The sequence below is a fragment of the Paenibacillus typhae genome (genome assembly GCF_900099765.1).
GTDB lineage: Bacteria > Bacillota > Bacilli > Paenibacillales > Paenibacillaceae > Paenibacillus_AQ > Paenibacillus_AQ typhae.
Genome location: NZ_FNDX01000002.1, coordinates 153461 through 166004, shown reverse-complemented (window position 1 = coordinate 166004; position 12544 = coordinate 153461). Strand labels below are relative to the sequence as shown.

Here is a 12544-nt window from a genome sequence, read left to right as displayed (position 1 = left end):
ACAATCTCCTTACTTATAGTTTCGTTTTATACAACTTCATTAAATCTTTATATTCAGCATATTCCTTAGTAGCTTGTTCTTTCTGTGTATGCTCTCTTGCTTTTGCAAGAGCAGCATTTCGCTCTTCAGCTTTCTCTAATGCGTCTGTCTGACCTTCAGGTTCATTGACCGTTTTTCTTTTTTGGGCTGATTCTTTTACCTGCGTAAACTTGTTTGCAGCTCCCCTCTTTCCATTTGTCGCATTCGTTCTTAGGTACTCAGTATAAATAAATATCGGGTCATCCCAAGTAGTCAGATAAATTAAACGCCGTCGAACTAAAGAGTTTATTGCTTTACGTGTCTGTAACGAATGAGGAGTAATAGACCACTTTCCGACTGCAGTGAGATAATCAAATTCACTTCCATCTGGAAGAAATGTCCTAATCGTTCGTAAATCATCCACATTCATATGAATGATGAGCTCTGTATTAAGCAGATGCGCTGATTGGCTAAGCTTATCACTTCTGTACTCTACTCCCTGATACTGGATGTATGGTTTCTTACCGGATTTTAATGAACCTCTGATCGTTGCTGATTTTGTTACTTGCATAAATAACACCTCCTTGCGTAATTCTTCTTCTAATTGTCTTGGTAGTAATCCGGCGTTCAAACGTTTTCCAAGAAGTTCAAGGGGCGTTTGATGATATATTCCTCCATGGGGCTTACCGTTGTAATCAGATATAAGGATATCAATGAGTTGTTTAAGATGATCAAAGGTCATTTTGTATTTAAGAGCTTTCTCTTCGGGGTCAGTTCTCCGCGGATCATGGGGATTACTACCCGTTGTATTGGGAAGCCGGTGAAAACCTGTTTCCTCCAAGATTTTAAAAAATCGTTCAATAATCCCTCTTCTCATTGGTAATGCTACAGGTCCTAAATTAATATCACATCCAATCAGATGTTTAAGCCGATCTTGTACTAAATTGGCTAAGTGAGATTTTGCATTATCAAAGCAAATTACATCCCAAACTGCCCAGGCTGTAGAAGATGGATAAACCTCAGAAGGGAATCCACCGGTTTCATTATATTTGAGGCCATCTATAGCGATCGTAACTTTTTCATGTGGAATCACAGCATTTCGAAAGCAATGCATTACGTCAATTGCGCTATATTCTTTGTTTAAGCTAATGGCATATCCTAAAACAGCTCTTGTAGCCACATCAATCAATGTTAATATCCAAAAGCGTTCAAGCACGACTGGAACCAGGTCACCTTCTGGGGTCATAACTTCAATTATAAAAAAGCCGTCAATTCGATGAGCATCAAATTGTACTTTTTGATATGGGTGCAATGTAGAAGGGTGGTTCTGTTCCCCTTCGCCAGTATGTTTAGCCTTTGTAATGGCATCTTTTCCATATCGAGACTTGCCCTTTCCGAAATAAAGGCAGCTTAATTTGCTTAAGTACCTTTGCAGTGCCTTAAATCCCAAATGATCAGTATTAAAGGGATATTGGTTTAAGGGAATACCTAAACTTCTGCATTCATCTATAAATTTTTTATGAATATGATGGGGTTTCATAGCTGGTTCTAAGGTGCGGCGGTGGTTCCCGAGGAACAAATCTTTAATTAATTCTTGGAGAGTTGGGAAAGTTTCCAGTAGAAGCTTAAATTCACCTGTTTTTCTGCTCGGATTTTTCTTCTTACTTGTTAAACTGAGCTGATAGGACTTGACCTTTTTTTGAGGAATTAGTGCTCTGAAACCCCAAACGAGACCATCATCTGAAATAGAAATGCACCGCTGTACGAGTCTTCGCAGATTCTTGGGGTGAACTCCTGTCTGTGCTTGAATATTTTTAAGCGCATTCCCCTTGAAATAGAGCACAACAGCATTTTTGCGCATTATATAAATGTCTCTCTCCTCTTTAGACAAGAGCAGTTCATCCACTATTGCCCATAAATCAGGATTCGTTTGCTCTGGAAGTAGATGTGGGTTTTCAATAATTCTTGTTCGGCTCAACCTTCCACACCTCCATATCCAAATTCCAAATTGCTGAGTCTAAGTCAGCGTTGATTGTCCCCAAATAATAAAGCCAATAACAAGCCAAAAACACATCGTAAAAACCTAAGTTCATCAAATTTTTAACGAGATTTCTGATACTTATCTTGTGGTTACCAATCCTATCGGAGACATTCTGAAGAAAATGCGGTACTTTTTGATTTGTTATGCTCTTTAAAATTTTCAACCGGTTTTCTATTGCATATGGGCCTGTCCTGATGTATTTCTCTGTTCTTACTTCGTGTAGTACGTTATTAAGACGGCACCATTCCCTCTGTGCTTCAATCTGCCGCATGGTAACATCGTACTTCCGGCTAGTTGGTTTCAGGTCTTTCTCATATTTCACTTCAATAAAAATCCGAATACCATCCTTATGAAGCACACACATATCAAATATTGTTTTATGTCGTTTTTCATTTAGAACATAATTGATTTCTAATGGTTGTTCACAATATTCGATCACATCTGGAGTAGTCTCCATTCTCACCCAATGGTCATATTCAAGATCACTATAGAGAATTACATCTCTGTCTACTTTAAGTCCCCTACTGTTCCAGTAATTGCTTCCATACTTCTTACTTCTGGGCATGACAATAGGGATATAGGGTAACTGTCGATTTTTCATTTAATGTTTCATTCCTAAACCTTTTTGATTTTATACATCTGTATTTCCTATTTGTATAACTTTTAATCATAGGCTCGAAAGTTGAAAATAATGTTCTATTTCTCTTGTAATCCGGCAATACTAGGGTTAATAGATTACGAGAGGAGCTGTTATGTATGAATAGTCGTTCGTGTTATAGAGAGATTGGTGATTTAATACGCATTAACAGAGAAAAGCTTGGATTAACTCAAGAAGCTCTATCACTAATGATTCAACTCTCCAGACCAACCATTACAAACATCGAGGCTGGTCGCCAACCAGTAAGAATTCATTACTTGTATCGAATTGCTGATGCCCTCAAAATTTCTATACATGACTTAATGCCCTAAGTAGGTTACCTCTACTCTTTGCTGTCTCCCTTCAGCCTGGTTTTCAATAATTGAACCGCTTCAAAATATAGCTTTTGGATATCTGAATTAATCTTATAATCGCTCAAACTTATTGCGGAAGCATTTATTACTTGATATAGATGTAATATATATATTTCTGAAACATCTATAGGGTCGTAAATAATGGGGACCTTCCACTCCCCCTTTTTTAGTGCTCTTTCAAACCAACCAAGCTGAATCATCTTACCGTTTGTATAGTATAAATCATTAAATTTAATTCCTTTAGCAGTTATATAAGCTACACTAACTTCCAAACGCTCTGTTATTTGCACCTCCATCACCTCATTAATACTATCGCCAAATCCGAAATAAATAATACGTATACATATCAATTTTATCAAATGACTTATATACATACATGTATCGCTTCTTCCCCATTGTTTACACTTACATCAAGAGGTGTAACAATGGAAACTTCCGTAATGAAGAAGATAGGACAGCGTGTCCGTGATATCCGGAAATCAAAAGGTTTGTCACAAGAACAGCTGGGTGAAAAGGCCGGCTTTCATTTTTCCTACATAGGCGGCGTTGAGAGAGCAGAAAAAAATATTACCCTAATCAATTTAATTAAAATTGCTGACGCATTAGAGGTACCTATTATCGATCTGTTCTCCTATACAAGACATCAAAAATCAGTGCTGAATGAAAAAGACATCATGTTAAATCAATTGGTTGATATCCTGATAAGTTTAAAGAAAAGCGATCTTCGCAAAGTCCAACTATTCTTAGATGAGTTTTTTGAAAAATAGCGTTTTAACTATAATCGCAATCCACGCCAAGGGTTACGGTTTATTTGTCTTCAATTATGGGAATGAATTCCTAATAAATGTTAGGAGGGATTTTCTATGCATACCATATGGAAAGGCGCGGTCAGCTTTGGGCTTGTACATGTACCCGTCAAACTCTATGCAGCTACCGAGGAGAAAGAGATTGCTCTTCAATTGCTTCATCGCAATTGCCATGGGTCAATTAAAAATCAGAGGTTTTGCCCCTCTTGTGGGACTTCCGTAGAACAGGAGGCAATTATCAAGGGCTATCCAATTGATACAAATCAGTATGTAACTTTTGAAAAAGAAGAATTGGATAAAATTCAAGATGAATCCAGCAAAAGAATTAACATCATTGATTTTATTAAAGAGGATCAGATTGACCTGATGTTTACTCAGAAAACTTACTTCCTTGGTCCGGATACCCATGGAAGTAATGCGTACTTCTTATTTCTAAAGGCTCTTGAGACTTCTAAACGATTGGCAATAGGCAAACTTACTCTTCGCTCAAATACGAAACTATGTGTAATGAAACCTCTTAATGGGAATTGCATTCAACTGGCCACCATGCATTACGCTAATGAGATTAGACCGATCACTAATGTCCCAAACTTATCAAACAGTACTTCTATTGATGAAAACCAACTGAAGCTGGCCTTACAGATTGTTAAGGGGATGTCAGGTAAATCGGATATAGCCTCTCTCTCCAATCCTGAACAAGAAAGACTACAAGCAGCCATACAGTCTAAGATTGCTGGTCAACAGATCATCTCTAAACCAACACAAGAAGCTGAGGTAGTTATTGACTTACTGGAGGCGCTTCAGAAAAGTGTTAAAATGAGTAAGAGCAAATCAAAGCCAAGGCAAGTTGCTCAGAATAGTGAAGAAAAGTTGGGATAAAAAGAAAGAGAGTACTAGAAGGTACTCTCTTTCTTTTTCTACGTATAATAACGTAGAATGCTGTTTGCTCCTTCAAATGAAATTCGGGGGTCGTTTAATTGAAATCGATTTTCAGAGTCTTCACCGAGTCCTAAAGCGAAATTTACTTGATTGATAAAATTCTCTTTCCCCTCTTCAGACATAGCATAATCCACGATTAATATCTTCAATGGGCTGCAATCATCTTTAGAATATGCAAGGTGCATTCTTTTTGCAATTGCACTATTTATATGTACGTCCCTAAAACTATATCCAATAATAATAAGTTCTTCACAAAGATTTGTTCTGTCATTCATCATTTTTACAAATTGATCGTAATAAAAATTAAATGGAGTTTCTTTAATTTTATCAGTCTTTCGACCTCCTGTTATGATCGAAGGTACTATCATCAGTTCCGAAATTCGATGGTAGATATCATGTTTTTTTATCACATCGTTTTTAACTTTAAATATCTTCATGTTTTTTAAATCTTTAAAAGAAGAAACTGACCCGTGCAGGTGGTAAAGTCTGGTATTACATTCTTGCTTATGTCGCTGCTTTTTAACTTTATCGGGATTAAAATAGTATCGAGACACTTCTTTATTCACAGTGAACCATTGTCCGGCTTGATGATAATATTCTAAAAATTTATGAGGAGCTAAGTCAATAAGAATTGACTCAAGAAGCAAATCATAATTTAATGTAAAAAGTTCGACCTGATTGTGTTCCTTAATAATGGAATCGAGCCATTTTACAAAGTCTTTAAGTTTAGAATCAATTGAATGTTTTTTAACATTCCAGTTTACTATATTCAGAATTATAGCCATATACGTATGAATCGATTCTCGAATAGAATTCTCATGTTTTAATAGTTCTACAATATTTAGGTTGTATGCACTAAGCACCTTTTCCCCTGTAATACCGTTTGTATAAAAAGATTGATGAAAATGGAGTGTATCGTACAATTTTTCAATAATGGCTATGCATTCTTCAAAATCAACAAGATTAAGTTTATCCATCATATGGTGTTCAATGAATCTTCTATGCTCTTCTCCCAAGCGCTCAAAAAACTTTCTTGTTATATTGGGCATTGAAAACTCACTGCTTAAAGCAACAGATAATCCATTTCCAGTCAGAAGGACTATTTTTGACAAATCAAAACCTCCACTCGTGAATGAGTCATTCGATAATTCAGTGATGTAATTCTACTGGATCTCTATTTTTCGGTAAGTAATGAAGTATTTAAATAGGTGGTGATAATGAGATGCTGTTGCTATTTCTGTTTTCTATATTTTCAATAATGGCCTCTGTAATATAAGTCTGTAAAAGAATAATATCCGATACAACTTTTGATTCAAAATTATATATTATTTCATAACTGAACTCATCATTATCATTCATTAAAAAGACTATTGTGAAGATATTTAACTCGTATAGATAAGGATCTTTTATTATTGAATCCAATTGAATTGTTAAATAGTTATCGTTAGATTTAACAATACATAACTGAAAATTTAATTTTGTCGTAACTTTTTTCATTATCTCATTTATAGAAATGATAATTTTATTAATATGATTAAACGACAAGACTTCATTTGTTGTATTGTATATTTTAATCGTGAGATTATTATTACTAATGAATTTTTGGATTTCATGTTGGGTGCTACTTTCACTCAACTCAGAGTCGTACTCTTTTTTCGAACGTAGATATATAAGGATTTCATTTTCAATACATCTTGCCGCATATGTAGCTAATTTAACACCTCTATTAATTTCAAAGGTATCTATCGCTTTAATTAAACCCTGTACTCCAATGGAAATTAAGTCCTCGAAGTCTTGAGTGTCGTTATCAAATTTTTTTACTATATGATTAACTAAACGTAAATTATGTTCAATCAATAATTTACGCGAAACCAAATCTCCCTCTGACATAGCATTTAATAGTTCTTTTTCTTCAACTTCACTTAAAGGTTTTGGGAAATCATTCATATCGCTCTCCCTCCAAACATTACTTAAAGTTATTTAATTTTCTTGGAAAGTTATTGTGTATTTTATAGGTAAGTGATCCGAATAACTTATGCGGTCGGGGATTAAATTTTCGGTTAACAAAAAGTGCTCATTCCATTTGAATAAGATCTGATAGCTATCAGATAACTCAGAAAATAGTTTGCTGCGGATCAAGACCTGGTCAAATACATGCCAAAAGTTAACATCTGAATCTTTGTTTCGGGGGATAAAATGAATTGTTCCAGGAGGAGCATTATTGCTTTCTAATGTAAGATCATTTGCAAAGGCTCTCCATGATGGGTTAAAGTAATATGGTTTCTTAGTTTTATTTGATACCACTGTTTGTTTACAATGAGTTGCTTTAAAAGCTTTTTCACTGATCATCCCTCTGTCAAAAGGATTCATATTAAAGTCTCCTATTACTATTGTTTTATTTATCCCCCACTCAGTTTCAATTCTTTCAATATTCTCATTTTGTTTTGTAGCATCAACATACCTATCGTCAATAGGAGCTGAAATAGGTGAGAGAAGATGAATTCCTACTACCAGCAATTTTACTCCTTGAAGCTCATATATGACGAAGGTCTGATATTGATCTACACGGCAATAAATAACATTGGGTAATCGATCAAATATTGATACTCTAACCGCCCCTTTTAATGGAGTTCGACTTTTAAATCCTAAAGGTATTAAAGTTTTATTTAAGCTCTCTCTAATAGAGGTATTTGCTTCGCTGAAAATCAAAACATCCATAGAATTCTCAGTTAATAAGGCGTTTAATGAATCAGACAAATCTTTTTTTCCAATATTCCAAAAGAATATAGTCATTTCAGTTTTTTCGTTTATTATTTGTTCATTTATATCCGTCAGCACATACACCTTCCTTCGACTAAAATCCTCGGTCTAACTATTTTCTGAATTATCTGTATACAGCAATAGCTTTTCAAGGCTTCTAACTAACACATCTATAACCTGTCGATGAACCATTTCTCTACATTGTTAAAGATCCGGCTCCACAATTTTTATCGCTTATTTGAAGGTGAACTTCATTGGATAAAGATGTTCAGAAAGTTGTGCTCGATCTGCTTCAAAAAGAAAATTGCGGAAGCAGAAGCAATTTTTCGATAGCGGTAGATTGAAGTTAATTAGGCTATCTGTTCCGTCTAACGATATAATTCTACCATATATGGTGGGTTTGAAAAGATATTAACATTAAATGAAAACCGCAATTAGATCTCATAATATTCGTCAAAACAGTATTTTACGTAATTAAAAAACCGGTTATTGATGTAATTGCTCAACCCTCAAGTCGGCAATGAAAACATATTTTCACGATCTTACAATTGATAGGTTAAAAGTGAAAGCGGTGGGAATAATAATGGTAAATAGTTAAATATATTGTTAGGGGGAATTAAAGATTGAACGATTTCTCTTCTATTTATTAATTGCGTTTATCATTCCTTGGGGTATATGCATCTATATATTAAGAAAAAATGTCCAGCTCCTTATTGTGTATACCCCAATTGTCACAAGTGTTGCAATGTTAATGAATATCGTTGGTTTTCATTTCGATTTCTGGAGCATACACCCGTATAACATCGCTGCCCTTCCGTTTGATTTTGGCATCTACCCTGTTCTTGTATGCTTTATGATTAGCGGGATTAATAAGAATAAACATTCTACTTTAGCAGTGGTAGCTTTGTACAGCGTCTTAACAACACTAATGGAATATGGCGCATTTTCAACTGGAATTGTATCATATGGAAATCACTGGAACATAGGCTGGACATTAATCTCATATCTTGTGGCCTATACAGTTATAGTGCTTTATAGATCGTTAATTAGTAAATATTTGTAAAAAGGCTCATTGCCTTAGGAATTAAGGACTGCCACATAGGAACACCAGAACGGTAAGACGCTCCCTAACAAACAAAGTATCCCGAAGGTTGCGCTTTTGGTAGCAGCATGCGAACGCAGATACACATCGGGCCGGATTTAAGCGAACGCACTAAGAGCACAGAAAATGGCACCAAAGACTACCAGAATGGAACTAATCAATTCGCCCGTCATTGCGATCACCCCCCTCTTCCATCATGGCTCCGCGTTCGATATATCTGGCAACAGCGGTTGTTACAATAAGCGTCAATATACCGACCGATTACCAGAATGACCTCCGATAAATATTGTGAGTCCAACTGTATACTAAATACCTCATTGCCTGTAGTATCTTCTGATAGAAGATAACATTCTCCCTTCTTGAGCAAATATGCAGTAAACCTAACTCATGGGTTTGCTCAAGTAGTTCGGGATACCGCTGTACTGCAACGATAGTGAGGTCAATCTTACCAATCAGCTCCATTAGTTCATTAACGAAAATCCCCTTGGTAATCTCCTGCTATAGAGTCTGGCTGGATTGTCCCAGGATGATTTGTGTAATCCGAATATCCCGTGATGTTTCTGCAATGACCTCAGCTGTCTTTTTCCCATTGCCTTTGCGGATTAAAAATTGACCTCCGGCTTCTTTTGTTTGTGTCTCCCACCCCGAAAGGTACTGCTGCTTCTCCCTGTTATATTCGTTATCTCCGGACGTAAAGATCATGTACGCCGTAATCAATTAATAGACAGATTCGAACTGGAGCCTGGCGGAAAAATCCGAAAAATGTCCAAGGGGATGAAGCAAAAAGTAGGACTAATTGCTGCTTTTGTACATGATCCTGAAGTTATTATTTTAGATGAACCGACAAGCGGACTGGACCCGCTTATGCAGAAGCGTTTTGTAGAATTGATTATCGAGGAGCGTAGCCGGGGGAAAACAATCCTGATGTCCTCCCATCAATTTGATGAAATCAATCAGATCTGTGAACGGGCAGCTATCATACGGGAAGGAAAACTTGTTGCTGTTGAGAACATTCATTCGATGAAAGCAGCGCTTCCACAAAGCTTTGTTGTTACCCTGGAAAATAATGAAGGTATGACAATTCTGCAAAACAGTACTCTGAACTACATTCAAAGAGCCCCCCTCATTGCTGAAATCTTTATAAAAGATGATTATGATTCTATGCTAAACACACTGGCTAATTGTAAAGTGGCTCATATGGTATCAACTCCCCGAACGCTTGACCAAATTTTTATGGATTTTTATGGAAAGGAGCACTAATTATCATGTCTTGGGCTTTATTTAAAGCGAACCTACGAGTAAACCGTTTCTTGTGGCTTCTAATTGTCGCCGTTTATTCTTTTTATTCCGTTGTTTTGGTGAGTATGTTCAATCTCGATAGCGTAGATGAATTAAAGGCTATGCTTGATCTACTGCCCGCTGAGTTAATGAATGCTATAGGAATGAATTTCGGGTCCACCTTGCTCACATTTCTGTCAGGGACGTTATACAGCATCCTCCTGTATCTATTCCCAATGATCTTATCAGTTGTTATCAACCACCGGCTCATAGCCGTACATGTAGATAAAGGCAGTATGGCCTACTTGCTTTCAACTTCCAATTCGCGGATACGAATTGCCATGACACAGGCTGTATACAGTCTGATCTCTATAACAGCAATCTTCTGCTGGATCACTGTCCTGACTCTTATCGCCACTTCTGCCATGTTTCCCGGATTAATGGACACCAAGCAATTTATCTTATTAAATCTTTACGCACTCCTGATGTATTACACAATTAATGGGATATGTTTTTTGGCTTCCTGCCTGGCGAATGAAGCCAGATACAGCATCGGACTGGGAGCTGGACTCCCAATCATGTTTGTTTTATTTCAAATGCTTGGTGATTCCGGAGAAAGGCTGGAATGGCTCAGTTATTTCTCCTTATTCACCTTGTTCGAGCCAGAACGATTATTTGCCGGCGATAGCTTTGCTTATATAGGGATGGCTGTATTTGCGGGATTGGCTGTCGTGCTGTATATTTTGGGGATTCTTTATTTCAATAAAAAAGATTTGCCGATATGACACCTTTTCAGAAGTAGATGTTACCAGGCTGTAGAGACTTTCTCGGCAGCCTGATAATCTTCAGGATAGAAAGATAAACAGAAAAGACCACAGGAAAATCTTCTGTGATCCAACTGTCCATACCCTGTTGATTTATGACATTTACGAGTCGGATTTTGACATCAGCGTCTCCATTCTATCTGGATCCGCCATCTGAAAGCATTGCTGGTCTAATAAATAATCAAGCAGCAGCCGGTTAAAACGTTCAGGCTGGCACAGATGGCTTGGATATATAGCATCCTCCAAAATGGAAAATTGAGCTAAGGGATATTGAGAAGCTGTTTTTCTTACCTGTTCCAGAACCCAATCATTCCGGTTGCCTGACACACAAAGTACGGGGATTTGTAATTGCAGCGCAAAGCCGTAGACATCTGTATTGCGGAGTGCCAGGCGCTGCTTGATTAGTTCTGTGGTACGTTGCTGGATAAGTTCTTTTTTTAGAATATGATAAGCTACGAGCCAGTTATTATAAGTGATTCTTAAAGAGCGGATAAACATTTCTGCGGGAAGATAATGGGACGCCCAGGCACAGATTTCAAGGAATCCTTTTACTTTACCACCTAAAGCTGTTGTACCGCTACTAAAATAACTGTCCACAAGAATCAAATTTATTACCCGCTCGGGGTAAGAAGAGGCGTATTTTTGGGCAAGCACGGTACCGCTGGAGGATGCTACAATCACAGCCCGGTCAATAGATAACGCATCTAATAACACTTTTAAATCTTCACATTGAGTATCTACAATTCGGCTAATTTCGACATCCATTTTTCCAGATTTACCGTTGCCTCTCAAGTCAAACACGATAACCTTTGCACGCTTGCTGAAATACTCGGCTTGTGGCTCGAACAAAAGATGCGAGGTTGAATAATCATGTATAAATACAATAGGAAGACCACTTCCGGTCATCTCGTAATATATTGTGGTTCCATTGACTTGGATAAGCGGCATTGAAAAAACTCCTTTACATGCTGATTGCCTGAATGAGTCCTTTCCCCTCACCTGTTAGATTATTTGCGCGTCACTGCTACGATTGCCTGTTCAAAGTTTCCTCTAATTTGCTCAACGAGTTTATCAGCATCTTTGATATCAATAGCGTGAATGTACAAAGTCTTACCGTCTCCTGAAATATCAAGGGTCAATGTCCCTGGTGTCAGACAGATTAGGCTAGATAAGAGCGAGACCTCCCAGGGGGTGGTTAATGAAGTTTCGTAAGCGAAAATGCCGGGACGAATAGTTAATTTGGGTCGGAGAATGTGACTAATTACAACAAAATTTGAGATAATTAACTCACGTAAAAAAATGAGTAACAGCTTCACTATTGCCCAAAAGCGGATAAGATAAAACTGCTTTTTCTGTGGCTTAGCTCTTCGGAACATTAATAAAAATACTAGACCTAAAAGATACCCTATTATAAAGTTTGCACTGGAACTGCTGTTGTTTATCGCCATCCAAAGAAAAGCGACCAACAGATTTAATAAGAATTGTAAAGCCACATTATCCACTCCTTAGTTTGTAAAAACACAGAAAGAGCCCGCTGTTGGCAGGCTCCTCCGGTTTGATACTTATTTTGTTGAATTAATAGGCATATAAACCAAATTCTCTATTTAATCGAGTTGGAATCCCATTAAGCAGAAGTATACCATGGGAGTCATTAAGATAACGTTAAGTATTCATCCTAGACATTAAGATTGTATTAAGATTTTATTGGATGAATGTTGTAAAAGATGGCGAAAGACCTCGAACCTAATTAATTTCGTTGTTATCC

General features: G+C 37.0%; 15 protein-coding genes. 6 read left to right on the top strand and 9 right to left on the bottom strand.

Annotation, left to right across the window (positions count from 1 at the left end; translation table 11 throughout):
* Positions 1-13 precede the first annotated feature (13 nt).
* Together BLR64_RS02400 and BLR64_RS02395 are read right to left on the bottom strand one after the other, a co-directional pair.
* On the bottom strand, positions 14-1996 hold the full coding sequence (locus BLR64_RS02400) for a hypothetical protein (RefSeq protein WP_090711856.1): 1983 nt from the start codon (positions 1994-1996) through the stop codon (positions 14-16).
* The gene (locus BLR64_RS02395; RefSeq protein ID WP_090711854.1) at positions 1974-2660 is read right to left on the bottom strand and encodes a TnsA endonuclease N-terminal domain-containing protein; all 687 of its coding nucleotides are present in this window, start codon (positions 2658-2660) and stop codon (positions 1974-1976) included. Before BLR64_RS02395 ends, BLR64_RS02400 begins: the two co-directional genes overlap by 23 nt.
* Positions 2661-2815: 155 nt before the next feature.
* On the opposite strand from BLR64_RS02395, the gene BLR64_RS02390 reads away from it, so the two are divergent.
* Entirely contained in the window at positions 2816-3028 is a 213-nt protein-coding gene (locus tag BLR64_RS02390; protein ID WP_082708048.1) for a helix-turn-helix domain-containing protein, read from the top strand.
* Between the two features lie 11 nt (positions 3029-3039).
* On the opposite strand, the gene BLR64_RS02385 is transcribed toward BLR64_RS02390, so the two are convergent.
* Positions 3040-3360 carry a Mu transposase C-terminal domain-containing protein gene (locus tag BLR64_RS02385; RefSeq protein WP_167360578.1) on the bottom strand — a complete coding sequence of 107 codons (321 nt, stop codon included), beginning with the start codon at positions 3358-3360 and terminating at the stop codon, positions 3040-3042.
* A 135-nt stretch (positions 3361-3495) separates the two neighbouring features.
* On the opposite strand from BLR64_RS02385, the gene BLR64_RS02380 reads away from it, so the two are divergent.
* Both BLR64_RS02380 and ku read left to right on the top strand, forming a co-directional pair.
* Positions 3496-3837 carry a helix-turn-helix domain-containing protein gene (locus BLR64_RS02380; RefSeq protein WP_090711850.1) on the top strand — a complete coding sequence of 114 codons (342 nt, stop codon included), beginning with the start codon at positions 3496-3498 and terminating at the stop codon, positions 3835-3837.
* Between the two features lie 96 nt (positions 3838-3933).
* A complete protein-coding gene (ku, locus tag BLR64_RS02375; RefSeq protein WP_090711848.1) occupies positions 3934-4755 on the top strand; it encodes a non-homologous end joining protein Ku in 822 nt (273 codons plus the stop codon).
* A gap of 38 nt (positions 4756-4793) precedes the next feature.
* Here the strand turns inward: ku and BLR64_RS02370 are convergent, their stop codons facing one another.
* The 3 genes from BLR64_RS02370 to BLR64_RS02360 all read right to left on the bottom strand — a co-directional run bounded on the left by BLR64_RS02370 (position 4794) and on the right by BLR64_RS02360 (position 7653).
* Positions 4794-5927, bottom strand: coding sequence for an SIR2 family protein (locus tag BLR64_RS02370; RefSeq protein WP_090711846.1), 1134 nt, complete (start codon positions 5925-5927; stop codon positions 4794-4796).
* Between the two features lie 88 nt (positions 5928-6015).
* The gene (locus BLR64_RS02365) at positions 6016-6762 is read right to left on the bottom strand and encodes a sigma-70 family RNA polymerase sigma factor (RefSeq protein WP_090711844.1); all 747 of its coding nucleotides are present in this window, start codon (positions 6760-6762) and stop codon (positions 6016-6018) included.
* Positions 6763-6795: 33 nt separating this feature from the next.
* Positions 6796-7653, bottom strand: a complete 858-nt coding sequence (locus tag BLR64_RS02360; RefSeq protein WP_090711842.1) for an endonuclease/exonuclease/phosphatase family protein — start codon at positions 7651-7653, stop codon at positions 6796-6798.
* Between the two features lie 544 nt (positions 7654-8197).
* Here BLR64_RS02360 and BLR64_RS31190 point away from each other — a divergent pair.
* Positions 8198-8638, top strand: coding sequence for a CBO0543 family protein (locus BLR64_RS31190; RefSeq protein ID WP_425262165.1), 441 nt, complete (start codon positions 8198-8200; stop codon positions 8636-8638).
* Positions 8639-8652: 14 nt separating this feature from the next.
* On the opposite strand, the gene BLR64_RS31105 is transcribed toward BLR64_RS31190, so the two are convergent.
* Positions 8653-8763: a hypothetical protein gene (locus BLR64_RS31105; protein ID WP_341833370.1), complete on the bottom strand. Its 111-nt coding sequence runs from the start codon at positions 8761-8763 to the stop codon at positions 8653-8655.
* A 523-nt stretch (positions 8764-9286) separates the two neighbouring features.
* On the opposite strand from BLR64_RS31105, the gene BLR64_RS31185 reads away from it, so the two are divergent.
* Complete coding sequence (locus tag BLR64_RS31185) at positions 9287-9937, top strand: AAA family ATPase (protein WP_090711839.1); 651 nt, start codon at positions 9287-9289, stop codon at positions 9935-9937.
* 5 nt (positions 9938-9942) lie between these two features.
* Positions 9943-10740: an ABC transporter permease subunit gene (locus BLR64_RS02340; RefSeq protein ID WP_090711837.1), complete on the top strand. Its 798-nt coding sequence runs from the start codon at positions 9943-9945 to the stop codon at positions 10738-10740.
* A gap of 141 nt (positions 10741-10881) precedes the next feature.
* Here the strand turns inward: BLR64_RS02340 and BLR64_RS02335 are convergent, their stop codons facing one another.
* Positions 10882-11727, bottom strand: a complete 846-nt coding sequence (locus BLR64_RS02335; protein ID WP_090711835.1) for an alpha/beta fold hydrolase — start codon at positions 11725-11727, stop codon at positions 10882-10884.
* Positions 11728-11786: 59 nt separating this feature from the next.
* Positions 11787-12272 carry a Na+/H+ antiporter subunit E gene (locus BLR64_RS02330; protein WP_090711834.1) on the bottom strand — a complete coding sequence of 162 codons (486 nt, stop codon included), beginning with the start codon at positions 12270-12272 and terminating at the stop codon, positions 11787-11789.
* Positions 12273-12544: the final 272 nt, after the last annotated feature.

What these genes read in the sequence shown, in the direction of transcription:
- BLR64_RS02395 (WP_090711854.1), bottom strand. Translation starts at nt 2,660, where the DNA reads ATGAAAAATCGACAGTTACCCTATATCCCTATTGTCATGCCCAGAAGT.
- BLR64_RS02390 (WP_082708048.1), top strand. Translation starts at nt 2,816, where the DNA reads ATGAATAGTCGTTCGTGTTATAGAGAGATTGGTGATTTAATACGCATT.
- BLR64_RS02380 (WP_090711850.1), top strand. Translation starts at nt 3,496, where the DNA reads ATGGAAACTTCCGTAATGAAGAAGATAGGACAGCGTGTCCGTGATATC.
- ku (WP_090711848.1), top strand. Translation starts at nt 3,934, where the DNA reads ATGCATACCATATGGAAAGGCGCGGTCAGCTTTGGGCTTGTACATGTA.
- BLR64_RS02365 (WP_090711844.1), bottom strand. Translation starts at nt 6,762, where the DNA reads ATGAATGATTTCCCAAAACCTTTAAGTGAAGTTGAAGAAAAAGAACTA.
- BLR64_RS02340 (WP_090711837.1), top strand. Translation starts at nt 9,943, where the DNA reads ATGTCTTGGGCTTTATTTAAAGCGAACCTACGAGTAAACCGTTTCTTG.
- BLR64_RS02335 (WP_090711835.1), bottom strand. Translation starts at nt 11,727, where the DNA reads ATGCCGCTTATCCAAGTCAATGGAACCACAATATATTACGAGATGACC.